The sequence below is a fragment of the Pseudomonas sp. IT-P258 genome, assembly GCF_949767825.1.
GTDB classification, from domain to species: domain Bacteria; phylum Pseudomonadota; class Gammaproteobacteria; order Pseudomonadales; family Pseudomonadaceae; genus Aquipseudomonas; species Aquipseudomonas monachiensis.
Genome location: NZ_CATKPU010000054.1, coordinates 442,083 through 464,138 on the forward strand (window position 1 = coordinate 442,083; position 22,056 = coordinate 464,138).

General features: G+C 60.3%; 14 protein-coding genes and 1 pseudogene. 6 read left to right on the forward strand and 9 right to left on the reverse strand.

Translation table 11 applies throughout. The annotated features are described in order from the left end of the window. Nucleotides 1–434: 434 nt before the first annotated feature. The 3 genes from ACM6G4_RS20530 to ACM6G4_RS20540 all read left to right on the forward strand — a co-directional run bounded on the left by ACM6G4_RS20530 (nucleotide 435) and on the right by ACM6G4_RS20540 (nucleotide 7,735). Complete coding sequence (locus ACM6G4_RS20530; protein ID WP_414914484.1) at nucleotides 435–5,321, forward strand: M10 family metallopeptidase C-terminal domain-containing protein; 4,887 nt, start codon at nucleotides 435–437, stop codon at nucleotides 5,319–5,321. A 425-nt stretch (nucleotides 5,322–5,746) separates the two neighbouring features. Beyond that, nucleotides 5,747–6,562 (forward strand): AraC family transcriptional regulator, encoded by an 816-nt coding sequence (locus ACM6G4_RS20535; protein ID WP_414914485.1) that lies wholly within the window; start codon nucleotides 5,747–5,749, stop codon nucleotides 6,560–6,562. Between the two features lie 102 nt (nucleotides 6,563–6,664). Then, nucleotides 6,665–7,735, forward strand: coding sequence for a threonine aldolase family protein (locus tag ACM6G4_RS20540; RefSeq protein ID WP_414914486.1), 1,071 nt, complete (start codon nucleotides 6,665–6,667; stop codon nucleotides 7,733–7,735). A gap of 26 nt (nucleotides 7,736–7,761) precedes the next feature. Here the strand turns inward: ACM6G4_RS20540 and ACM6G4_RS20545 are convergent. Next, nucleotides 7,762–7,926 (reverse strand): annotated as a pseudogene (locus tag ACM6G4_RS20545) (NADP-dependent oxidoreductase); the annotation flags it as partial. A gap of 170 nt (nucleotides 7,927–8,096) precedes the next feature. Continuing rightward, the gene (locus ACM6G4_RS20550; RefSeq protein ID WP_414914487.1) at nucleotides 8,097–8,555 is read right to left on the reverse strand and encodes a winged helix-turn-helix transcriptional regulator; all 459 of its coding nucleotides are present in this window, start codon (nucleotides 8,553–8,555) and stop codon (nucleotides 8,097–8,099) included. A gap of 136 nt (nucleotides 8,556–8,691) precedes the next feature. Here ACM6G4_RS20550 and ACM6G4_RS20555 point away from each other — a divergent pair, with 136 nt between their 5' ends. Then, nucleotides 8,692–9,918: an MFS transporter gene (locus ACM6G4_RS20555; protein WP_414914488.1), complete on the forward strand. Its 1,227-nt coding sequence runs from the start codon at nucleotides 8,692–8,694 to the stop codon at nucleotides 9,916–9,918. Here ACM6G4_RS20555 and ACM6G4_RS20560 read toward each other — a convergent pair. The 3 genes from ACM6G4_RS20560 to ACM6G4_RS20570 form a co-directional block, all read right to left on the reverse strand. Next, nucleotides 9,887–10,465, reverse strand: a complete 579-nt coding sequence (locus ACM6G4_RS20560) for a DUF4157 domain-containing protein (RefSeq protein ID WP_414914489.1) — start codon at nucleotides 10,463–10,465, stop codon at nucleotides 9,887–9,889. The two genes, ACM6G4_RS20555 and ACM6G4_RS20560, sit on opposite strands and share 32 nt — an antisense overlap. A gap of 32 nt (nucleotides 10,466–10,497) precedes the next feature. Continuing rightward, nucleotides 10,498–13,395, reverse strand: a complete 2,898-nt coding sequence (locus ACM6G4_RS20565) for an EAL domain-containing protein (RefSeq protein ID WP_414914490.1) — start codon at nucleotides 13,393–13,395, stop codon at nucleotides 10,498–10,500. A gap of 190 nt (nucleotides 13,396–13,585) precedes the next feature. After that, nucleotides 13,586–13,816: a hypothetical protein gene (locus ACM6G4_RS20570; RefSeq protein WP_082562964.1), complete on the reverse strand. Its 231-nt coding sequence runs from the start codon at nucleotides 13,814–13,816 to the stop codon at nucleotides 13,586–13,588. Nucleotides 13,817–14,148: 332 nt separating this feature from the next. Between ACM6G4_RS20570 and ACM6G4_RS20575 the strand changes: the two genes are divergently transcribed. Continuing rightward, nucleotides 14,149–15,471, forward strand: a complete 1,323-nt coding sequence (locus ACM6G4_RS20575) for a DUF1329 domain-containing protein (RefSeq protein ID WP_414914491.1) — start codon at nucleotides 14,149–14,151, stop codon at nucleotides 15,469–15,471. A gap of 276 nt (nucleotides 15,472–15,747) precedes the next feature. Here the strand turns inward: ACM6G4_RS20575 and ACM6G4_RS20580 are convergent, their stop codons facing one another. The 3 genes from ACM6G4_RS20580 to ACM6G4_RS20590 form a co-directional block, all read right to left on the reverse strand. Next, entirely contained in the window at nucleotides 15,748–15,909 is a 162-nt protein-coding gene (locus tag ACM6G4_RS20580; RefSeq protein ID WP_414914492.1) for a DUF2986 domain-containing protein, read from the reverse strand. 150 nt (nucleotides 15,910–16,059) lie between these two features. After that, nucleotides 16,060–18,498: an alpha/beta hydrolase fold domain-containing protein gene (locus ACM6G4_RS20585; RefSeq protein WP_414914493.1), complete on the reverse strand. Its 2,439-nt coding sequence runs from the start codon at nucleotides 18,496–18,498 to the stop codon at nucleotides 16,060–16,062. After that, entirely contained in the window at nucleotides 18,485–20,155 is a 1,671-nt protein-coding gene (locus ACM6G4_RS20590; protein WP_056724936.1) for a GMC family oxidoreductase, read from the reverse strand. The genes ACM6G4_RS20585 and ACM6G4_RS20590 overlap by 14 nt, the downstream gene beginning before the upstream one ends. A 223-nt stretch (nucleotides 20,156–20,378) precedes the next feature. Here ACM6G4_RS20590 and ACM6G4_RS20595 point away from each other — a divergent pair, with 223 nt between their 5' ends. Beyond that, complete coding sequence (locus tag ACM6G4_RS20595) at nucleotides 20,379–21,404, forward strand: AraC family transcriptional regulator (protein WP_056725112.1); 1,026 nt, start codon at nucleotides 20,379–20,381, stop codon at nucleotides 21,402–21,404. Between the two features lie 70 nt (nucleotides 21,405–21,474). Here ACM6G4_RS20595 and ACM6G4_RS20600 read toward each other — a convergent pair whose 3' ends face one another. Continuing rightward, entirely contained in the window at nucleotides 21,475–22,041 is a 567-nt protein-coding gene (locus tag ACM6G4_RS20600) for a nucleotidyltransferase family protein (protein WP_409079229.1), read from the reverse strand. Between the last annotated feature and the right edge of the window lie 15 nt (nucleotides 22,042–22,056).

Genomic DNA, 22,056 nt, shown 5'->3' on the forward strand with positions numbered 1-22,056 from the left:
TCGGTCATCGCCCATAAGCTAAATCATGTATGTAGCAGTAGCCCACTCTTAACGATCATCGGTGGAATTCGCGGATGGGCAATACCATCCCCAAAAACCGCAGTTGACGCTCAAACATCAATGTCATGGGTTGTGACGCGTTTCTGTCGACCCGAAGACGTAGGCCCACTTGAATCGCCCAGGATCCTCCAGGCACCTTCCACACTGCTTTGCGCCAACTCCTTGGCTGGTCCACTGCAACCTCGCTACCGAGCGAGCGTCAACAAAACGTTATTTTTTCGAAACATCTCATAACCGCTAATCAGTTGGTTCTGTTTTCTTGACGTTTCCCCGATATGCGGTCGCAACTTTTGCGCTCCGTTGGGTCATAAAGCCTTAGCTGTCGATTGAATATTGGCACTACCGAGGTTTTCGCCTGATACGGAGATAAACTCATGATTTTCAATGTACAAAATTTTGGCGCCAAAGGAGATGGCATCACTGACGACACGGCGGCGATACAAAATGCAATTAATGCGGCGGCCGCTGCAGGCGGGGGGCAGGTGTACATGCCGACCGGAACTTATATCGTTTCGGGAGGTGAGGAACCCTCCGACGGCTGCCTGATGCTCAAGAGCAACGTCTACCTGTACGGCGACGGCATGGGCGCAACCACCGTCAAGGTGGCTGACGGCTCCGACACCAAGATCACCGGAGTCATCCGCTCCGCCTACGGCGAGCAAACCCACGACTTCGGCGTGAGCAACCTCACCATCGACGGCAACCGTGACAACACCACGGGCAAGATCGACGGTTGGTTCAACGGCTACATTCCAGGCGAAGCGGGCTACGACTCCAACGTCACCCTCGACAGCGTCGAGATCAAGGATTGCTCCGGGTACGGTTTCGACCCCCACGAGCAGACCGTCAACATGGTCATCAAGAACAGCGTGTCCCACGGCAACGGCCTGGACGGTTTCGTTGCCGACTTCCTCAGCGACAGCACCTTCGAAAACAACGTCGCGTACGACAACGACCGGCACGGTTTCAACATCGTTACCAGCACCCACGACTTCACGCTCACCAATAACGTTGCCTACAACAACGGCGGCACTGGCATCGTGGTGCAGCGCGGCAGCGAGGACATCCCCTCCCCCAGCAACATCACCATCACCGGTGGCGAGGTGTACGGCAACGGCGCCGAAGGGGTGCTGATCAAGCTGTCCAGCGAGGTGACCGTCAGCGGCGTCGACATTCACGACAACGCCAGCGCCGGTGTGCGCATCTACGGCAGCAACCACGTCGAGATCATCGACAACACGCTCAACAACAATTCCCTGGGCAGCCCCGTCCCAGAGATCATCATCCAGTCCTACGACGACACCCTGGGCGTGTCCGGCAAGTACTTCAACGGCAGCGATAACACCATCCAGGGCAACCTCATCAGCGGCAGCGACCTGTCGACCTACGGCGTCGCGGAGCGCAATGAAGACGGCACTGATCGCAACGCCATTATTGGCAACACCATCAGTCACACCAGCAGCGGCGCCACGCTGATCTATGGCGACGGCAGCTACGTCAGCGCCACGGTGCCGATGACCATCGTGCAAGGTACGGCCGGCAACGACACCCTGCTGGGCAGCGCCGACAGCGAGATTTTCTACGGCGTTGCCGGCAACGACACCCTCAATGGCGGAGCCGGTGGCGATATTCTGGTGGGGGGTGCAGGCATCGACAAACTCACCGGCGGTACCGGCGCCGATACGTTCCGTTTCACCGCTCAGTCCGACAGTTACCGCAACGCAACCACAAGCTTCGATGACACCATCACCGACTTCGACGTCACCCAGGACAAGATCGATCTCGCCGGCCTCGGCTTCACAGGACTGGGCAATGGCCGTGGCGGCACCCTGCAGGTCAGCTACAGCGCCAGCAGCGACCGCACCTACATCAAGGACTATGATGCCGATGCCAGCGGCAATCGCTTCGAACTGATTCTCTCGGGCAACCTCACCGGCACCCTGACCGCCAGCCACTTCATCTTCAATCGTGTGATCACCGGCACCGGCGCCAGCGACTCGCTGCTGGGCAGCGATTCGGCCGACACCCTGCTCGGCCTGGCGGGTAACGACAGCCTCAGTGGCGGCGCGGGCGACGACAGCCTCAGTGGCGGCGCGGGCGACGACAGCCTCAGTGGCGGCGCGGGCGACGACAGGCTCGACGGCGGCGCGGGTATGGACACCCTCACCGGAGGTGCCGGAGCGGACGTCTTTGTGTTCTCCAGTCGCCTGGACAGTTACCGCAACTACAACACCGGCGGTGCCAACCTTGGCGACCTGATCACCGATTTCGATATCACCGCCGACAAGATCGACCTCTCGGCCATGGGGTTCACCGGCCTGGGGGATGGCAAGAACAATACCGTGTACCTGGCACTCAACAGTACCGGTACCAAGACTTACATCAAGTCCCTGGCCGCCGACGCCGATGGCAACCGTTTCGAAGTGGCGCTGGACGGCAACTACCTCGACAAGCTGACCAGCGCCAACTTCGTCTTCGCCACGTCGGCACCGACCAACCAGGCACCGGTGCTGGCCAATCCGCTGCTGGATCAGAGCGCGACCGAAAACACCCCGTTCAGTTACGTGGTGCCAGCGACCAGCTTCACCGATCCGGACAATGACAGCCTCGGCTACACCGCCAAACTGGCCGATGGCAGCGCCCTGCCCGGCTGGCTGGTCTTCAATGCCGCCAACCTGACCTTCACCGGCACGCCGCCCAGCACCGCGTCCGGTAGTTACAACGTGCTGGTCAAGGCCACGGACCCGGCCGGAGCATCGGTCAGTGATAGCTTCACCCTTGTCGTGGCCGATGTACCCGCCAATACCATCACCGGCACCAACAACGCCGAAACCCTCAACGGCACGGCGGGTGCGGACCTGATCCTCGGCCTCGGTGGCAACGACACGATCAAGGCTGGCACCGGCGCGGACATCGTCGACGGTGGCGCCGGACGCGACTCGCTGTACGGCGGCGACGGTGCCGACACCTTCCGCTACAGCAACGTGCTCGACAGCTACCGTGACTACGACACCGGCGGTGTCTCGGCCACCGACACGATTTATGACTTCACCGCGGGCGTCGACAAGATCGATGTTTCAGGCCTGGGTATTATCGGCCTCGGCGATGGCAACAATGGCACGTTGTACATCACCCTCAACGCGGCCGGCGACAAGACCTACATCAAGTCCGCCGAAGCGGATGCCGATGGCAATCGTTTTGAAATCGCCCTCAACGGCAACTACATCAACACCCTGACCGCCAGCGACTTTGTGTTCGGCGAGAGCCCCCGGCAGGACATTCTCTACCTGCCCACCCTCGGCCAATCCAATGCGCGCCTGCTGCGCATGACCGAGGACGACGGTCAGTCCGGCACCTCGATGCTGGTCAACGACCTGGACCGCTACACCCCCTATGATGTGCGCAGCCAATTCACCGACGCCGATGGCAACGGCATCGACATCGCAGTGGGGGGCAGCACGGTCACCGGCCTGTCGACACTCAGCGCCGGGGAGCTCGAGTTGTGCTGGTGGCTGACCGACACCAACCAGCCCGGCGCTGCGTTATTGCGCGCCGTAACGCTGCTGCGAGGCCAGCTCAGCGAACTGCAATCGATCAATAACGTCACCATGGGCATCATTTGGGGCCAGGGCGAGGAAGCCGCCCAGGAGATCGGCCGCGCCACGGACAAAGCTGCAGCAGCAGCGGCGTACAAGGCCGCGACCCTGCAGGTGTTTGATTACCTGCATGCCCAGTTCGGCAACTTCAGCGTGTACTTGATGGAAACCGGTCACTACGACCAGGACGCGGCGCGGGCCCGTGGTTATTCAGAGGAAAAAATTGCCTCCATCGTCGAGGGGGCTGGTTATGTCCGCGCCGCCCAGGAAGCCATCGCCGCCGAGCGCGTCGACGTCAAGCTGGCGGTGGACTACACCGACCTCCCCTTGCGCCACGAAGTCGATCCGCTGACGTATCCCGACGACGTCTGGCACCTGCACGAGGAGTCGGCGGAGATCGTCGGCCAGCGTTTGGCCGACTACATTGCCGGTGACCTTGGCTTGCAGGGCAACCCCAACGACAACAACAGCGTGCAGGACATTTTCGACAACGCCCGGAACATGATTTCCGGTACCGACCAGGCCGATACCCTGGCGGGCAGTTCGGGCAACGACACACTGGATGGAGCCCTTGGCGCCGACACCCTGACCGGTGGCAATGGCAACGATATCTATGTGGTCGACAACGCGTTGGACCGCGTGGTGGAAACCAGCACCTCGGTCTCGCAGATCGATACGGTGCAAGCCTCGGTCAGCTGGGTTTTGGGCGCCAATCTGGAAAACCTGGTGCTCAGCGGCGTGTCGGACATCAACGGCACCGGCAATGAGCGGCACAACTTCATCACCGGCAATGCCGCCAATAACGTGCTCGACGGTGCCGCCGGGGCCGACAGCATGAGTGGCGGCGATGGCAACGACACCTACTATGTCGACAACGCCGATGACGCCGTGATCGAGACCAACAGCAATGCGGTGTCTGGAGGGAGCGACCGTGTGCACAGCGACTTGGCAGCCTATACCCTCGGCGACAACGTCGAGCATCTGTATATCGATAGCACTGGCGCCGCCAATGGCACGGGCAACGCGCTGAACAACACGCTGTTCGCCGGAGCCGGCAACAACGTGCTGGACGGGCGCGATGGCACTGACACGGTGTCTTATGCGCGCGCCCTGTCCGGCGTTAACGTAAACCTCTCGACCTCGGCGCAACAAAACACCGCGGGCTCCGGGCTCGACACCTTGAAGTTCTGCGAAAACCTGACGGGAAGCGCCTACGCCGACAGTCTGTCGGGCAACAGCGCCGCGAACGTTCTGAACGGTGGTGCGGGCAACGATACGCTGGTGGGCGGTTCGGGCGATGACCGACTGATCGGCGGTGCAGGCACCGACAACCTCACCGGTGGCACTGGCGCGGATACCTTCGCGTTCAGTGCGCTGTCGGACATGGGCGTCGGGGCTTTGCGCGATGTGATCAACGGTTTCAAGAGCACCGAGGGTGATCATCTGGATTTCACCGGCCTGGACGCCAAGCCGCTGACCACCGCTGTCGACGCCTTCACCTTCATTGGCAGCAACGCTTTCGACCCGGCCAACGCCACCGGCCAACTGCGCTTTGCCGATGGCGTTCTCCAGGGCAGTGTCAACGCCGACGCCACCCCGGAATTCGAAATCCAACTGGTGGGCGTCCAGGAACTGCACGCCAGCGATTTCACAGGCTTGGGTTGAGCGCACACCCTGCGGGAGCGGGCTCGTCTTGATCGGTAAGGCTTCCTGGCTGACGTTAGCGCTTTTTGGACTGGTGCTTGGCGGCTGTGCCGCGGTGGGTGCCGGGAGCGGAGGCGCTGGCGAGACGGAGATTCGCTCGGGAAAAATCGAGGAGATTACACAGACCCAGATGCAGAGAAAAGGCATGAACGTGTATGTCGAGGGTGCCGGAAACTAAGCGCGGGGGGTGCCACAAAGCTAGCGGCAGCTACTGGACGTTGCGCAGCGGACAAGCTGCGCAACATCATCATGCCGAGCAAGTTCGGTTGACACTCAATGACTCATGCACAACTTCAGGCCAGTTGTTGGCTACCCATGGATCCATACCTCTGACACACTTAGACTTTGAGTCTCTCGCCCTCCTCGCCGATTGTTGAACGGGTTTCATGACTGAGCATGCCCAGTACCATCACGTCTCCGAAGTACCAGGCCTGGTGCTGGGGTCCGCACGTTTTGCGGATGTCGGTTTCGATCGTCATTACCACCTCGATTTGCACATTGGTTTTGTCTCCGAGGGCATCCAGCGCCATCGATCCAAAGGCGAGTCGTTTCTTTTAGGACCAGGAGGTGTTGCCCTGATGCCGCCGGGTGAAATTCACGATGGCGTGTCCGAGGGCGGCGGCGCTTATACGCTCAAGACATTCCGCCTGTCCCAGGCGCTGGTCGCGAGCCTGGCCGAGGAAATCAGCGGTCATCCGAAAGAGCTTGAATTGGCCGGTGTATTGCTCGAAGACCCGGGGCTTGAAGGCAACCTGCGCGGCTTGCACGAAGCGATGCAGCAGTGCGTTGGCCCCGGCAGCCTCGCGGTGCAGACGCAATGGTTCACCCTGCTGGAACAGTTGTTGAGCCAGTCACGGGCGATCAAGCCCGAAACGATTACCGGCACCCTGTCGCCTCTGCAATGGTCTCGCGTCAGGGACTATTGTTTCAGTCACATCGATCAGCGAATCACCCTTGATGATCTCGCAGGCCTGTGCGGATTGGGCCGTTTCCCGTTTCTCAAGCAGTTCAAGCGCACGGTCGGCATGACGCCCCACGCGTGGCTGCTTCGCCTGCGTCTCGAACGGGCCTGTGGTCTGCTCTCTCGCAGCGCGCAACCCATCGTCGAGGTCGCCCACGCCGTCGGCTTCTATGATCAAAGCCATTTCAACCGCGCCTTTCGGCAGGCATTCGGCGTCGCGCCATCGCGCTACAGGACTTAGGCCTTCAGCTGTCAATTTTTTACAAGCGCAACAACCTTCCCTCTCCATAGGATGCGCCAATCCGGGCGAAACACCTTCGCCTGCGCAGCCGAGAACTGGATGATGAACGCTGAAACAAACAGACCGCCCGCGCTGGGTTTTTCAAGTGACAACATCGCCGGTGCTTCGCCGGAGGTGGTACAAGCCCTGGTCAAACACAGCTCGGGCCAGGCGAGTCCCTATGGTACCGACGAGTTGACGGCGCAGGTCCAGCGCAAGTTCTGTGAAATCTTCGAACGCAACGTGGAGGTCTTTCTCGTGCCCACCGGCACCGCCGCCAACGCACTTTGCCTGAGTGCGATGACGCCACCCTGGGGCAACATCTACTGCCATCCGGCCAGCCATATCAACAACGATGAATGCGGCGCGCCGGAGTTCTTTTCCAATGGCGCGAAGCTGATGACCGTCGACGGCCCGGCGGCCAAGCTGGATATCGTCCGACTGCGCGAGCGCACCCGCGACAAAGTCGGCGACGTGCACACGACCCAGCCCGCTTGCGTCAGCATCACCCAGGCCACCGAAGTCGGCAGCCTCTACACCCTGGACGAAATCGCAGCCATTGGTGACGTCTGCAAGTCCTCTTCCCTGGGATTGCATATGGATGGGTCGCGCTTTGCCAACGCCCTGGTGTCGCTTGGCTGCTCCCCGGCCGAGATGACGTGGAAGGCCGGCGTGGATGCCCTGTCATTCGGTGCCACCAAGAACGGCGCGCTGGCGGCGGAAGCCATCGTGCTGTTCAACACCTCCCTCGCCACCCAGATGAGTTACCGGCGTAAGCGCGCAGGCCATCTCTCTTCCAAGATGCGTTTTCTATCGGCGCAGATCGATGCGTACCTGACCGACGATCTCTGGCTGCACAACGCACGCAAGGCCAACGCTGCCGCCCAGCGCCTGGCCCAGGGACTTGCTGGCCTGAGCGGGGTTGAGGTACTCGGCGGCACCGAGGCGAACATCCTGTTCTGTCGGCTGGACTCGGCAATGATCGGTGCCCTGCTAAAGGCCGGGTTCGGGTTCTACCATGATCGCTGGGGACCGAATGTCGTTCGCTTCGTCACCTCGTTCGCCACCACCGCCGAGGATGTCGATCACCTGTTGAACCAGGTGAGGCGTGCTGTAGATCGGGAACGCGAGTAACACTCGTCACCCAACACAGGGATTTGATGGTGTGCCGAGGCCGTTGCGTAGACTTCGGCGCCCAGGTACTTGGCAATCTGCACGGCCATGCTGCCCACGCCACCGGCCGCGGCATGGATCAACACTTTCTGGCGACGTTGCACGCCAGCGTGCTCGGTCAGCGCCTGCCAGGCCGTCAGGGCCGTTGCCGGGGATCTGCCGCCGGGGCCGGCGGCGAGGTGGTTGATCGACCGTTTCGTTCAACAATGCCCGGTGCAGGAGACATCCCCTTGATGTCTGGAACCACAGTGCCGCTCGAGCCGCCCACAATGAAACCACGATTGGTGGCGCTGCTCGACTGATTCGCCTTCAACCGTTCGATTCAAGACTCGTCGGCAACCACCCTCACTCGGTGGCAGTCGGACGGTCCAAGTTTCTGACCGCTCGCGGAGCGAACTTCAATCGGCATCAGGGACTGGCCGTACTCATTGTCCAGCAATACCGAGCGCGTCTCTTCCCGCGTGAACATAAACCGTTCGCCCCACTGCCTCATACTGACCACCACCGGAAAGATCTCCCGTCCTTTCTCCGTAAGGACGTATTCCTTGTAGGCACTGCCATCGGACGCAGGCTGAACGTCGAACACACCGACCTCAACCAACGTCTTCAGGCGCGATGCCAGAATGTTCTTGGCCACCCCCAGGCTTTTTTGAAATTCGCTGAATCGGCGAATGCCGTCGAACGCGTCGCGAATGATCATCAGCGACCAACGATCCCCAATGGCTTCCAGTGTTCGTGCTACCGGGCATTCGCTGCCTTGCGGTGAAGGGTCTGCGGCCATGGTGTTTACCTTTTTGGATAAGGACGGCCAGTTCAGTCGTCTGGTATTGAACAATGTGGTTGCAATATGAAACCTGATTCGATAACAATTGAATCAAGTTGCTAATTGAAACCAGTTTAGCGCCACGGAGGCTCACATGAAAGCAGATATCGATTCAGCCACCCTTCCCTTCGCCGCGCAGGCGTCGGAGCTTTCTGCGCAACTCACGTTTGTGTTTTCTGTCACCTGCGCACTTGCCGTCGCCAACGTCTACTTCGCACAACCCTTGCTCGATTCAATGGCCCGGAGCCTGGATGTGGCCCCCTCAATGATCGGGTTTGTGGTGACGGCGACTCAAGTCGGTTACGCGCTGGGGTTACTGTTCATCGTCCCTTTGGGCGACTTGTTGAACCGTAAAGGGCTGATTCTGACGCAAATGCTGCTGTCTGCGATTGCACTGGCGGGAGTCGGCGCCGCACAGCAATGGCTGACCCTGTTGGGGGCCATGATCGCCGTGGGTTTGCTGGCAGTGATGGTTCAAGTGCTGGTGGCCTGCACCGCCGCGCTGGCAACGCCGGCACAACGTGGCCAGGCCGTGGGGACCGTGACCAGTGGCATTGTCCTGGGCATTCTTCTGGCGCGGTTCACCTCCGGGCTGATCGCCGATCTGGCAGGCTGGCGCGCCGTGTATTTCGTTTCCTCGGGATTGATGCTGACCCTTGCGGCGGTGTTCTGGAAAGTCTTGCCTCGCGCAGCAACGCCACGCAGTCGATACACTTACCCGGCACTCATCCGCTCGCTCTTCACGCTGTTCATGACCGAACCGGTGTTGCGAATCAGGGGGCTGTTGGCCTTGCTGATCTTTGCCGCGTTTTCCGTACTATGGACATCCATGGTGCTGCCGTTGAGCGCTCCTCCGTTGTCGCTATCACACACGGTCATCGGGCTGTTTGGCCTGGCGGGCGTCGCCGGTGCCCTGGCTGCCAGAAGATCCGGACGCTGGGCCGACCAGGGTCTGGGGCAACGGGTCACCGGCATTTCGCTGGTGATCCTGACGCTGTCCTGGCTACCCATCGCCTTTGCGCAGTCTTCGCTGATCGCGCTGGTTTGCGGGGTGATACTGCTCGACTTCGCGGTGCAAGCCGTACACGTCATCAACCAGAGCCTGATTTTCGCGACACGGCCCGACGCCCAAAGTCGCATGGTCAGCGCCTACATGTGCTTTTACTCGGTGGGCAGCGCACTGGGTGCCGCTGCCGCGACGCAGGTGTATGCGCTATGGGGCTGGACTGCCGTTTGCCTGCTGGGAGCCTCGATCAGTGCGACGGCCCTGGTCTTGAGTACGCTGCCCTTCAGTAAACCCCCGCCCGCACCGAGCGCCTGACCTCAGCCTGTATGGCATAAGCCGGCGCCTCTACCGCATTGAAATCCTGCGTATACCGCTGGGCAAATCCCGACACCCCCCATTCCTGATACTGCTGCACATGTTTGAGTTCGTGAGCCCAGAGCTCGATGTCCTGTTCTGCGGATTGAGCGTCCCGGAACAGGATGATATCGATCAGTGTCACGGCACCGACATCGGGGTTTTGCAGCATGGCAGTGGCGGCGTTGAATTGGCCGTTGTCGCTTATTCTGTAGCGCGCGGTATCGAGGACGCCGGGCTCGTACCAATGCAGCAACTGCTCGCGGATGCGCGGTGGAATGGCTTGGGTGCCGGCGTTCGCTGCTTCAGCACGGGCCTGGGTCAGCCACAATGCCAGGGCAGGCGCCGCGATCTGGTAGATGCCATCAGGCACCACGTCTGGCAGGCAGATGCAGCCATCCAGGCACACTTGTTTCTCGCCAGCCGGGCAGGCATTGGTCTGGGCTGTCACATCAAGCGCCAGGCAAAGAATCAGCAGCGCCCCCAGGCGCGTGATGATGGGCGGCATTGGACTCTCCAGGTAGCGGACAGTGGTGACCTCTAGCGACCGAGCAGTGGACTGGCCAAGAGCGCCTTTAAGCTCATCGGCTTGGCAAAATGATAACCCTGGGCCTGCCCTGCCCCCATTTCACGCAGCAACTCCAGCGTCGCTTGATCCTCGACGCCTTCGGCCACCACGCTAAGGTCCAGCGATTCGGCCATTCGCACAATGGCCCGGACAATCGCGCGACTGCGGGGGCTGGTGGTCAGTTCGAAGATGAACGACTTGTCGATTTTCAAGCCGCTGAAACGGTATTGATGCACATAGCTCAGGGATGAAAACCCTGCACCGAAGTCATCGAGCACCACTGACATGCCGTTGTCGGCCAGTTGTTGCATGGTCTGTCGGGCAATCGCCGGTTCGGCGACCAGTGCCCCTTCGGTCAACTCCAGGCAGATTCGCGATGGCGAAACCCGGTGCTGCGCCAACAGTGCAAGCACCTCACCGGCGAATTCGGGGCGAGTCATGCTGTAGCTGGAGCAATTGACGTGCACCGGCGGCCAGTCGGCGTGTTCGGGCTGTGCGAGGATCGCGGCAATGCTGGCGAGCATGTACAGGTCCAGTCGACCGATCAGGCGCAACCCCTCGACATCCGGCAGGAACTCGCCCGGTGCGATCACCCGGCCGCCCGGCTGGTGCCAGCGGATCAGCGCTTCAAGGGCCAAGAGTTCACCGGTTTCGATGCTGACGATCGGCTGGAAATACGGCAGCAGTTCGTCGGTGCGTTTGAGCGCGTTGCGCAAGGCGCCTTCTCGCTCGACCTGGTCCGAGACTTCACGGCGCACTTCCTGGTTGAACACGGCGTAGCTGTCGCGCCCGGCACTCTTGACCCGGTACATCGCCGCATCGGCATCGCGCAGCAAGTCGGCGGGCTCGTGATGGAACTGACTGTCGGCGCTGACGATACCGATACTGCAGGACGAAAAAACTTCATGGCCATTGATGAAAAACGGCAGGTCGAATGCCACCAGGATCCGTTCGGCGATTTCAATCACCACCTCCAGCGATGCCTCGGGAGCCATCACCGAAAACTCGTCGCCCCCCAGGCGCGCCAGCATGTCGGTGTCGCGCAGGCAACCGCGTAAGCGGTGGGCGGCCTGCATCAACAGCAGATCACCAAAATGGTGGCCGAGGCTGTCGTTGACCATCTTGAAGCGGTCGAGGTCGATGAACATCACCGCCAGGTGCCCGCCTTCGCTGCCGAACCGTGACCAGGCCAGGTTGAGGCGCTGCTGCAGATAGGTGCGATTGGGTAGCCCGGTCAGCGCATCGTGGGAGTTTTCGTGCTGTAGCTTGGCATTGGCGTGATCGAGTTCGCGGGTGCGGCTCTGCACCCTGGCTTCGAGCTTGAGGTTGGCGGCATGAATCGCTTCGGCGGCCGTGCGTCGCGACAACGCTGTGTCGATGTGCCGCGACACGAAGGTCAGCAGTTCCTGGTCGCGCAGGGTATAGCGCACCTGCGAGGTATAGCTTTGCACCGCCAGCACACCACGCACCACGTCGCCTTCGAACAAGGGGATGCCCAGCCAGGAGAAGGAGCGCACGGACTCATGGGCAATTTCGATTTCACCCTGCGCGGACAATCGTTCTGCCTCGCCGACATCTATCAGGCACGGGCGGCGCTGACGGATGACGTACTCGGTCAAGCCCCGGCGGCCTCGGCGTGCCGCCGGGCAAGTGGTCTGGCGTTCATCCACGTAATAGGGAAACGTCACTTCGCCGGTCCCGTCGTCAAACAGCGCAATGTAGAAGTTCTGCGCGAACAGCAGATCACCGACGATGCCATGCAGGGTCTGGAACAACTCGGCCATGTCACCCGGCTGGCTCGACAGTTCCGCAATCTGGAACAGCGCGCCTTGCAGATGTTCGGCACGCTCCCGGTCTGTGACTTCCTGGCGCAATGCGTCATTGACTGCCGAAAGCTCCAGGGTGCGACGTAACACCGTTTCTTCCAGGTCCTCCCGGTGCAGAATCCGGTCCAGCGCCATGGCCACGTGGCGTGCGACCACCAGGAACAGCGCGCGGTCTTCGGCGCTGTAGATGCGAGAAACGTCGTAGACCTGCATCGCCAGCATGCCAAACACCTCGTCCGAGGCATTTTTCAACGGCGCGCCCATCCAGAACTCGGGACGATCACCCACGCAGTGGAAACGGTTCTCGGCCTGGGCCGCAAGAATCCCGGCGGCATCGATCAGCAACGGCTGGCCCGTGGTCAACACCTGGCCGGTCAGCGACAGGCGCGAAGGGTCAAGGTATTCGTAGTTTTCGGATTCCAGGGCATCAACGTCGATGATGTCGACGTAATACGGGTAGTCGATCTTGCCAGTGTGCGGGTTATACAAGGCGAGATAGAAGTTCTCGGCGTCGATCAGGCTGGCCAGCAGCCGGTGAGCCCCCACCAGGAACTCTGAGCGGTCACGGGTCGAACTGGCCAGGTAGGTAATTTCATACAGCACACGCTGAGTGATCTGCGCACGGGCCAGGGTATTGGTCTGTAGCTCGATGCCCAGGCGCAGGGCAAGTTCAGCAAGTGCCGGTTGCGTCGCATCGTCGACGGGTGCGAGCAGCCAACCCAGCTCACTTTCGCCCCTGCCGGTGGGCCAGCGGTGCAGGTTCGAAGCCAGGCAAAAGGCTTCGAACTCGTCATTCGCAACACTCGAAGGCCACGGTACCCGTGGGTCGCCCTGGCCAACCCGAAGCATCTGTTCACCGGCACGGTAAAACACCCACGCGGTGGTATGGTCCCAGTTGCGCGCCGAATCCAGCAGTTGTTCGATCCTGTCGTCGTTGCCGGCGCAAGCCATACCGACAGTATCCGGGTTCCCTGGAGGGTGAAATGCGGCAACTGCGTCATTGCTCGATTGCCGCGGGGGGCCGGTCAACGTACGAAAACTCATCAGCGCTCCCTGAGCCAAAACTGCTGAAACTCACTGGCTGAATGCATTCAATGTGCCATTTGACTTTCCGTTTAAAGCTTATGGCGGTTTTTTTCAATGAATTTGTTCAATTTAGTGCCAGGTCTGAGACGGGCTGCAAATTATTCGCTGTGTTGTCCAAACCTGGCGTCTATCACTCGAAGCTAACGTATCAGTCGTCGTTGTCATCGCGATCACGGTAGCGACGGTGATCGCGATCATAGTCACCACGATCATAGTCACGGTAATAACCCCGATCATCGTCCCCTCTGTGGTCGTAACCCCGTCGATGGTCATGATCGTGATACCGCCCGTACCGTTCTCCGTCATCCCAATGCGGGCCGCAGCCTCCCAACAAGACGGCGCTGGAAATGGCCACGATCAAGATTACTGCGCGATTCATAAAAAACGTCCTAAACGTCGGAGATATGGAAGGGTCATGGCTGCTCGAGTCTTTCATCCGGGCAGTGTTCAGCCGTAACTATGACCATTCGGTAATCCGATGATTCCGCTGAAAAATACAAACAACTGATGGCCACTCTCCCCATCGAATGCCCGCCGGGACCGCCCGGGCCTGTCATCAATAGCCAAGGGGTTGTCGTCGAATGAAAAGTGCCCCTGATACGGGAGCTATTTAATGGCAGTACTGAAAAGGTCTTTGGCGATGAGTCGACGTGAGCGTCTGCTGCGCCTGAGTCACGAGTTGCCTGGTACGCCAGGCAGGAGAATAACAATATGAAATTCGTGAAAAGTCTTCTGGCTGCTGTACCCCTCATGGCGCTGGCCATCGATGCCCAAGCCTATGTGTCGAGCCATGAAGCCGCCCGGCTGGGCACCAGCCTGACGTGGGTGGGAGCCGAAAAGGCCGGTAATGCCGACGGTTCCATTCCTCCCTACAACGGTGGCCTGACCACCGCCCCCTCCAGCTTCAAGGCCGGCGACAGCATGCGCCCGGACCCCTTTGCGGGCGAAAAACCGCTGCTGGTGATCAACGGCAAGAACGTCGACGCGCACAAAGGCATGCTGACCGCCACCACAGTGGCCTTGGCCAAGCGCTATCCCGACTTTCGCATTGACGTCTATCCGACCCACCGCACGGCATCGTTGCCACAGGCGATCCTGGACAACAGCCGCAAGAATGCCACCAACGCCAGGTCTCTCAATGGCGGGATCGCCATCGACAATGTGATGCCCGGGGTGCCGTTCCCGATCCCGCAATCCGGCGCCGAAGCGATGTGGAATTTCCTGCTGCGCTACCAGGGCGTCAACATCCATTCCAAGTACGACTCCTGGAGCGTCGACACGGCGGGCGTACCGAGCCTGGCGGTGACCGGCGAGGCATTCATCTCCTTCCCGATCTACGAGAACCTGTCGAAGCCGTTCAACAGTTCCGACATCTACTATCAGTTGAAACTGTCCTATACCGGACCTGCCCGCCGGGCCGGCGAATCGATCATGCTCAAGAACGCCACCAACCCGACGCAGTTCCCTGGCCGCGCCTGGCAGTACATGCCTGCCCAGCGCCGGGTCAAACAGATTTCGATCCTGGCCTACGACACCCCCAACCCCGGTACCGCCCGCGCGCTCGAGTTGTACGACTGGACGCTGGTGGGCAAGCAGGAAATGATCGTGCCCTACAACACCTACAAACTCACCTACGCTCGCACTGCCAAGTCGCTGACCACGCCCAACTTCATTGCCCCGGACTTCGTACGCTGGGAAAAGCACCGGGTCTACGTCGTGGAAGGCAGCCTCAAGCCTGGGGCCAAGCACATCTACCAGAAGCGCCGCTTCTACCTCGATGAAGACACCTGGGCCGCGGTCGCCTCCGATCAGTACGACACCAGTGGCCAGCTATACCGCGGTTCCTTCGCGTTCTTCAGCCAGAGCTACGACCAGCAGGTACCGGACGCCACTCCTTTCATGACTTACGACCTGTCGAAAGGCACCTATAACATCAATGGCGTGGTGGGCCCGCATGGCGGCATCCGCTACATCGAGCCGCTATCGACGGCGCAGTGGGTACCAGAGTCCATGGCGGGTGCCGGTATCCGCTAGGTCCGTGGCGAAACAACGCACACTCATGCAGGAGCGATGAATGACAAAGCCCCCAGGTTCAGAAGAACCGGGGGCTTGAGATTTCGGGTGAGTGTTTTTGTGAAAGGCCCCTGACGTTGCCGACTCAAATGACCGGCTGCCTGACACCTTTCGAGACGGCAGAAATTGTCCCGAAGTGATCGGTCAAATGTAGCAAGGCAGTCTGGTCATTCAAAGCCGCGAAGCGTCTTCGACCTGGAGGAAGGGTTCGACCACGTCTACGCGGTCCGACCTGAATCAGCTCTCAGAGGCGATGGTTGACTCGTCAGTGGTTTGTGCAGCCAGCTTCAATCGGTCCGCTTTGCAAATGTATTTATCCTTGCTCTTCGGTGCCAGTTTGGCACTGGCCTTTTTGGCCTTAGCCTTGAACAGCTGCTTTAATTTCTTTTGACGATTCATTTTTTCTACTCGGTATGTCAGGCCTTGAATGATACCAGCTTAAGATATTGGCCCCATTGTGCCGTTACCGACCAGCGAGCAAGAACGCCCGATAAAACGCCGAAAAGCCCGCCACCCTCAAGAGAATGGCGGGCTTTTGTGTTTTTGGCTTTACGTCATTTCAGGCTTCGTGCGTGCCAGTTGCTCCCGGGCAAATGCGCCGAGGGTCTTCAACGCCTTGGCCGCCGAACGCAGGTAGAAGGCTTGCAACTGGAACACGTGCCAGCGTGCGGCATACACCTCCAGGCGGCAATTCACCCCGCAGTCAAGCGCATGCTCGGCCAATCGGGTGGCGTCAGACAACAACAGCTCATGGTCACCGACCTGGATCAACATCGGCGGCAGCCCTTGCAGGTCCACCTCAAGCGGACAGTCCATCACTTGCGTACCGGCATACCAGCCCAGCCCCTGCTCCAGCCAGCCGCGACGGATCATCGGATCCTGTTCGACCCGCGAAACCATGGAAGCACCGCTCAGGCTTTCGTCAGCCACTGGCGACAACAGAAGCATGCCGGCGGCAAAATGCGGATGCAGATCACGCAGCTTGAGCGCCAGAGCCAACACCAGCGAGGCGCCCGCCGAATCACCGGCCAGGAAGATTCGGTCAGCGGCATACCCCTGAGCCCGTAGTGCCTCATAGCAAGCCAGCGCATCGTCCAATGCCGCCGGGCAAGGATGTTCTGGCGCGAGGCGATAATCAGCTACCCACACCGACATCCCCGAGGTCTTGGCCAAGCGGCTGGTGATGCTCCAATGTGTATCCGGCGAGCCAAGGCAGAACGCCCCGCCATGCAGGTACAGAATGACCCCGCCGTTTTCACCCTGCTTCGGTGCGACCACTTGCACGGGAACGCCGTTTGCCTGCTGACGATAACGAATCACGCCGCCAGTGCCAGGCATCAACCTGGACAATAGGCTCACGACCTTTCTCTGCGCTGGCGCAGCCAACCCAGGCCCGATCAGAGAGCGAAACGTGGTGCGCAAAAAAACCCTCAGGAATCCGGCGCTCAACGTTTCCGCCCAGTCGCGGGATTCGCCAACGGTCGCGCCGCCTTTAAACTCGCGTGTGAAGCGGTATGCATGCAACCCGGAAAACCGCGTCAGCCAGCGATAGCTCAAGGTGAACCCAGGCCAGTTGGTGCTGTTGTTGCCAGCGTCATCCACATACCAGCTCTTGCAGCCGTTCCACACCGTGTTGACCAGGCGCTGCCGGACCTGCCCATGAAAGCGCTCATACACGCTGGAGTCGACTTCCACGGTGTTGGCGCCGTTGCCCTTCATCGCGCGCCAACAGCGCATGACGTGGGCGATCTGGCTTTCCAGCATGTAGACAATCGAGTTGTGGCCCAGGTTGGTGTTGGGCCCATACAACATGAAGAAATTGGGGAATTGCGCAACCGTCAGCCCCAGATACGCGCGGGTGCCATCGCGCCAGGTATGGTTAAGGTCCACGCCATTGCGCCCGACGATACGCATTGGCGACAGAAACTCGGTAGCCGCGAACCCCGTGCCGTAGATGATCGCATCGACTTCATGCCGCTGGCCGTCAACGGTTTCAATGCCGCTTTCAGTGACTCGCGCAATGCCGTCGGTCACCAACTCCACGTTGGACCGGCTCATGGCCTTGAGGTAATCGCTCGACAGCAGGATACGCTTGCAGCCGTATGGATAATCCGGGGTCAGTTTATTGCGCAGTACCGGGTCCGGCACTTGCTCGGACAACAGTCGACGGAACGGAATTCCCACCGCCCACTTCATCAAGCCCTTGAATCGGGTGAACGCCAGCGCCCGGGACTCGTAGCGCATGTATATCGAGGCACGGTACGCGGTCATCATCCAGGGCACGTTGCGCAGCAATGATTTGGCCCGCTCGGAGTAAGCCCGATCCGGTCGAGGCATCAGGTACGCCGGCGAGCGCTGGAACACTTTCATGTGCCCGACAGTCCCGGCAATCGCCGGCACGAACTGAATGGCCGATGCACCGGTGCCGACCACCGCCACGCGTTTGCCAGCCAGCGAATAGCCGTGGTCCCAGGTCGCCGAGTGGAACACGTGTCCCTTGAAGGTTTCCATACCCGCCAGCTTCGGGAACGCCGGGCGACTCAACTGACCGGTGCCACTGATCAACAGCGATGCACTCAGGACGCTGCCATCCTGCTGAGTCACGTGCCACAGCGAGGTGCGTTCATCAAACTCGGCGGACACCACTTCGGCGCCGAAACGAATGTGCTTGTCCAGCCCGTACTTGTCAGCGCAATGCCGCAGATAGGCATGAATCTCGGCCTGGGGCGCGAACACCCTGCTCCAGTCCGGGTTCGGCTCAAACGAAAACGAATACAAGTGCGAAGGTACGTCGCACGCGGCACCGGGGTAACTGTTGTCCCGCCAGACACCGCCGACGTCCTGTTTCTTCTCCAGGATCACAAAGTCCTTCACACCGGCCTTTTGCAAGGCAACGGCCATGCCGATACCGGCAAAACCGCTGCCGATGATGATGGCGCTCAAGGCTGTTGCCGACTGACTGCCGGTTCCAACTTCATGCAACGACATAAGATGCCTCATTGTTGTTTTCAGTGGTGGCTGTCGTTTCAGTCCGGGCGGAGGAACACACCCGCCCAATACCGCGAATAAGATCAACGGCTTTCTCGGCGATCATGATGGTCGGTGCGTTGGTGTTGCCGCCGACCAGGGTAGGCATCACCGATGCGTCGACGATTCGCAGCCCTTGCAGACCGTGTACACGAAGTTGTGCGTCGACCACGGCCAGTGGGTCATCGCCCATGCGGCAAGTGCCCACCGGGTGATAGACACTGTCGGTACGACGACGCAGTACGGTGCGGATCTGCTCGTCGGTGTCGACCCCGTCGGTGTACAGGTCGCGGGTGATCCAGTTGGCCAGGGCCGGTGCCTGCATCAAACGGCGTGTCAGTCTGAATGCCGCGACCATGTCTTCCAGGTCCTGCGGGTCCTGAAGAAACGCCGGATCAATCAGCGGGGCCGCTTGCGGGTCTTTGCTGGCCAGAGATACGGTTCCGCGACTGCGCGGACGCAACAGGCAAACGTGGCACGACAACCCATGGCCCAGGCGCAACTTGCGCGCATGGTCCTCCACCGGAGCCACGACAAAATGCAATTGAATATCCGGTTTATCCAGCCCTTCGCGCGTCTTGAGAAACGCTCCGCCCTCGGCAAAATTCGAGGTCAGCATGCCTCGACGTTCCCGGCGAAAACGGCCGGCTTCCTTGAGCATTCTGGTACTGCCTGCAAGTGAAACACCCATGGCATCCAGGCTTGAGGTCTTGTAGACGAAAACGAAGTCCGGGTGGTCTTGCAGGTTCTGCCCGACACCAGGCAAGTCCTGCAAGAGCGGGATGCCGTGGCGTTGCAGTTCCTCTTTCGGCCCCACGCCCGACAACATCAACAGTTGCGGGGTCTGGAAAGCCCCGGCGGCGAGAATGACTTCCCGCCTGGCGCGCAGGGTGCGAACCAGGCCGTTTTGCAGCACCTCGACAGCCACGGCGCGAGTGCCTTCAAATAAGATGCGTTGCACCTGGGCCCGGGTTTCGACGGTCAGGTTGTTGCGCACGCCCACATACGGCAACAGATACGCCCGCGCCGCGCTGCAGCGCTCACCGTGCTTTTGCGTGACTTGATAGATGCCAACGCCTTCCTGTTCCTCACCGTTGAAGTCGTCGTTCAGCGGCAAACCGGACTCGCGGGCCGCCTCCAGAAAACGTTGCTGGAATGGATTGTCCGAACGCAAATCGCTGACCCACAACGGCCCGCCCCGCCCATGCAAGTGGTTGCCGATGCGCTCGTTGTGTTCGCTGCGACGGAAGTACGGCAAGACATCCTTGAACCCCCAACCGGTATTGCCCAGGGCGGCCCAATGGTCGTAGTCCCATTGATGACCCCGCACGTAGATCATGGCGTTGATCGCAGAGGAACCTCCCAGTGCCTTACCCCTTGGCTGGTAGCCCTTGCGCCCTTCCAGCCCCATTTGCGGGACGGTGTCGAAGGCCCAGTTATTCACCGACGTCGGCACCATTGCCACCATCGCCGCCGGGATATTGACCAGGCTGGACTGCCCGCCACCACCGGCCTCGAGCAAACAGACACTGACGTCCGGATCTTCGCTTAGCCGACCGGCAACCACGCAACCACCGGAACCGCCGCCCACTACGATGTAATCGAAGGTCTTTTTCATTGTTGTTCTCCCTTGTGCAAGGCAGTGCGAGATTTGCGGGGTTACCCGACAACACACAATTGCGCCTCCTGGTTTTCGCCAGGTGCCGCAACGGCCTTTTATTGATGGTTAAACGACAAACCGTGCGCAAAGGATGGTGACGGCCATTGATAAAGAACCGAATGCTGGAATGGGACAATTGTTTTATTATTCGGGCCAACCTTTTCGCCACAGGCACATCGGCATGAGCTTTCGGGATTTTCTGCGTGGCCCGGCCAGCGCCTTGCTGCTGGTGGAGTTCGGTGTCGAAAAAGGCTTGGAGGCCAGCGCGATATTGGCCGGTTCGGGGCTGACGGCAGCGCAACTGGCCGACCCGAATCTGGAGCTGACTGCCGATCAGGAACTGCGGGTGACCGGCAATCTGTTGCAGTTGCTCGGTCATCCTCCGGGTCTTGGCTTCGAAGTCGGTGCACGCTACCACTTCTCGACCTACGGCCTGTTCGGTTACGGCCTGATCAGCAGCGCGACCACCGGGGATGCACTAGCCCTGGCACTGAGCTTTTTGCCACTGACCTACGCATTCACCGTGGTGACCTATGAAGAGCAAGGCAGTGAAGGTGTGCTGACTTTCGCCACGCCCGGGCTGGCACCCGACCTGCGGGATTTTCTGTTGGCCCGGGACATGGCTGCGGGGGCGCTGTTGCTCAAGGAACTGGGGGGCGATGACTTTTCGCTGTCGCGTTTCACGCTGCGCGCAGGTCCCGCTCACGAGTGCGATAACGACCGTTTGTTGGGGCTGGCGCCTGCCTACGCAGCCAGCAGCAACAGCCTGGCCTTTGATCGCTCATTCCTTGCGCGCCCCTTGCCACAAGCCAACGCCGTCACAGTGGGCATGTGCGAGCAGATGTGCACACAGTTGATGCAGCGGCGGATCGCCCGTTCCGGCATGACGGCGCTGGTCCAGCACTACCTGACCAGTACCGACAACACGCCACCGGACCTGTGCGCCATGGCCCGCCTGATCCACGTCAGCACACGCACCCTCAAGCGCCGCCTGCACGATGAAGGCACCACTTTCCGTGCCTTGCTGGCCGAAGCCCGCAGCCACAGTGCCATCGAAATGCTCAACGACGAACGCCTGAGCCTCACCGAGATTGCCGAGCGACTGGGTTTCAGCGACCTGTCGAGTTTTTCCCAGGCATTCAAGCGCTGGTATGGGGTAGCACCGAGTCATTTCTCGCTGCGAAAAAGCAGCAGCGGCGTGTGTTAAAAGAGGCACTCGGTCGTTAAGGGGGGGCGTTTGAAGCCCGACGCGACCGGCAGCAATCGGCTCCCCCCATTCAACGTTGCTGTTCCACGATCCTGAGCCACGGCCAGCGAGCCTGATAGCTTCTCGCCTTCTGATCGAACAGCTCTGGCTTGGGATTCTTTGGATTGATTCGAAGTAGCCCGTGCTCTGTGTCGGCCAGGCCGTTGGGCGCATAGACCTCGCCAGTTTCGATATCCAGGCCAATGCAGGTGCCGGCAACCAGGTAGCGGTCAATCCCGTCTTTGGCTGACTGAAGCCTTGGATAATCCCCGCCAAAGCGCTGGCCGTACCACAGGTGGACGCGAGCCTGATTCTTGATCTCAATGTTCACGTCGAGGTCCTGGAACAGACGCTGACCTGACTGGATAACCTCATTCTCAGCTTCCCACGACAGGTCATCATCGAAGTAAAAGACGTCGTAATCCTTCACACCCCACGCCGGCGGTCGCTGTGCCTGATGATTCCAGACGGCCTGGAACAGGCAACCGGCCGTGAGCAGGCATTGGTTCAAACCGAGCTCAGGCAAGCGAGCGGAAATTTCTGCGTTTACCGGGTTGGCCATTGCGATCCTGAGCAGGCTTTCGGCAGTCAATGTCATCTTCATCCCTTCTGA

What these genes read in the sequence shown, in the direction of transcription:
- ACM6G4_RS20565 (WP_414914490.1), bottom strand. Translation starts at nt 13,395, where the DNA reads ATGAGTTTTCGTACGTTGACCGGCCCCCCGCGGCAATCGAGCAATGAC.
- ACM6G4_RS20595 (WP_056725112.1), top strand. Translation starts at nt 20,379, where the DNA reads ATGAGCTTTCGGGATTTTCTGCGTGGCCCGGCCAGCGCCTTGCTGCTG.
- ACM6G4_RS20540 (WP_414914486.1), top strand. Translation starts at nt 6,665, where the DNA reads ATGAACGCTGAAACAAACAGACCGCCCGCGCTGGGTTTTTCAAGTGAC.
- ACM6G4_RS20600 (WP_409079229.1), bottom strand. Translation starts at nt 22,041, where the DNA reads ATGACATTGACTGCCGAAAGCCTGCTCAGGATCGCAATGGCCAACCCG.
- ACM6G4_RS20590 (WP_056724936.1), bottom strand. Translation starts at nt 20,155, where the DNA reads ATGAAAAAGACCTTCGATTACATCGTAGTGGGCGGCGGTTCCGGTGGT.
- ACM6G4_RS20560 (WP_414914489.1), bottom strand. Translation starts at nt 10,465, where the DNA reads ATGCCGCCCATCATCACGCGCCTGGGGGCGCTGCTGATTCTTTGCCTG.
- ACM6G4_RS20570 (WP_082562964.1), bottom strand. Translation starts at nt 13,816, where the DNA reads ATGAATCGCGCAGTAATCTTGATCGTGGCCATTTCCAGCGCCGTCTTG.
- ACM6G4_RS20535 (WP_414914485.1), top strand. Translation starts at nt 5,747, where the DNA reads ATGACTGAGCATGCCCAGTACCATCACGTCTCCGAAGTACCAGGCCTG.
- ACM6G4_RS20550 (WP_414914487.1), bottom strand. Translation starts at nt 8,555, where the DNA reads ATGGCCGCAGACCCTTCACCGCAAGGCAGCGAATGCCCGGTAGCACGA.
- ACM6G4_RS20580 (WP_414914492.1), bottom strand. Translation starts at nt 15,909, where the DNA reads ATGAATCGTCAAAAGAAATTAAAGCAGCTGTTCAAGGCTAAGGCCAAA.
- ACM6G4_RS20575 (WP_414914491.1), top strand. Translation starts at nt 14,149, where the DNA reads ATGAAATTCGTGAAAAGTCTTCTGGCTGCTGTACCCCTCATGGCGCTG.
- ACM6G4_RS20555 (WP_414914488.1), top strand. Translation starts at nt 8,692, where the DNA reads ATGAAAGCAGATATCGATTCAGCCACCCTTCCCTTCGCCGCGCAGGCG.
- ACM6G4_RS20585 (WP_414914493.1), bottom strand. Translation starts at nt 18,498, where the DNA reads ATGTCGTTGCATGAAGTTGGAACCGGCAGTCAGTCGGCAACAGCCTTG.
- ACM6G4_RS20530 (WP_414914484.1), top strand. Translation starts at nt 435, where the DNA reads ATGATTTTCAATGTACAAAATTTTGGCGCCAAAGGAGATGGCATCACT.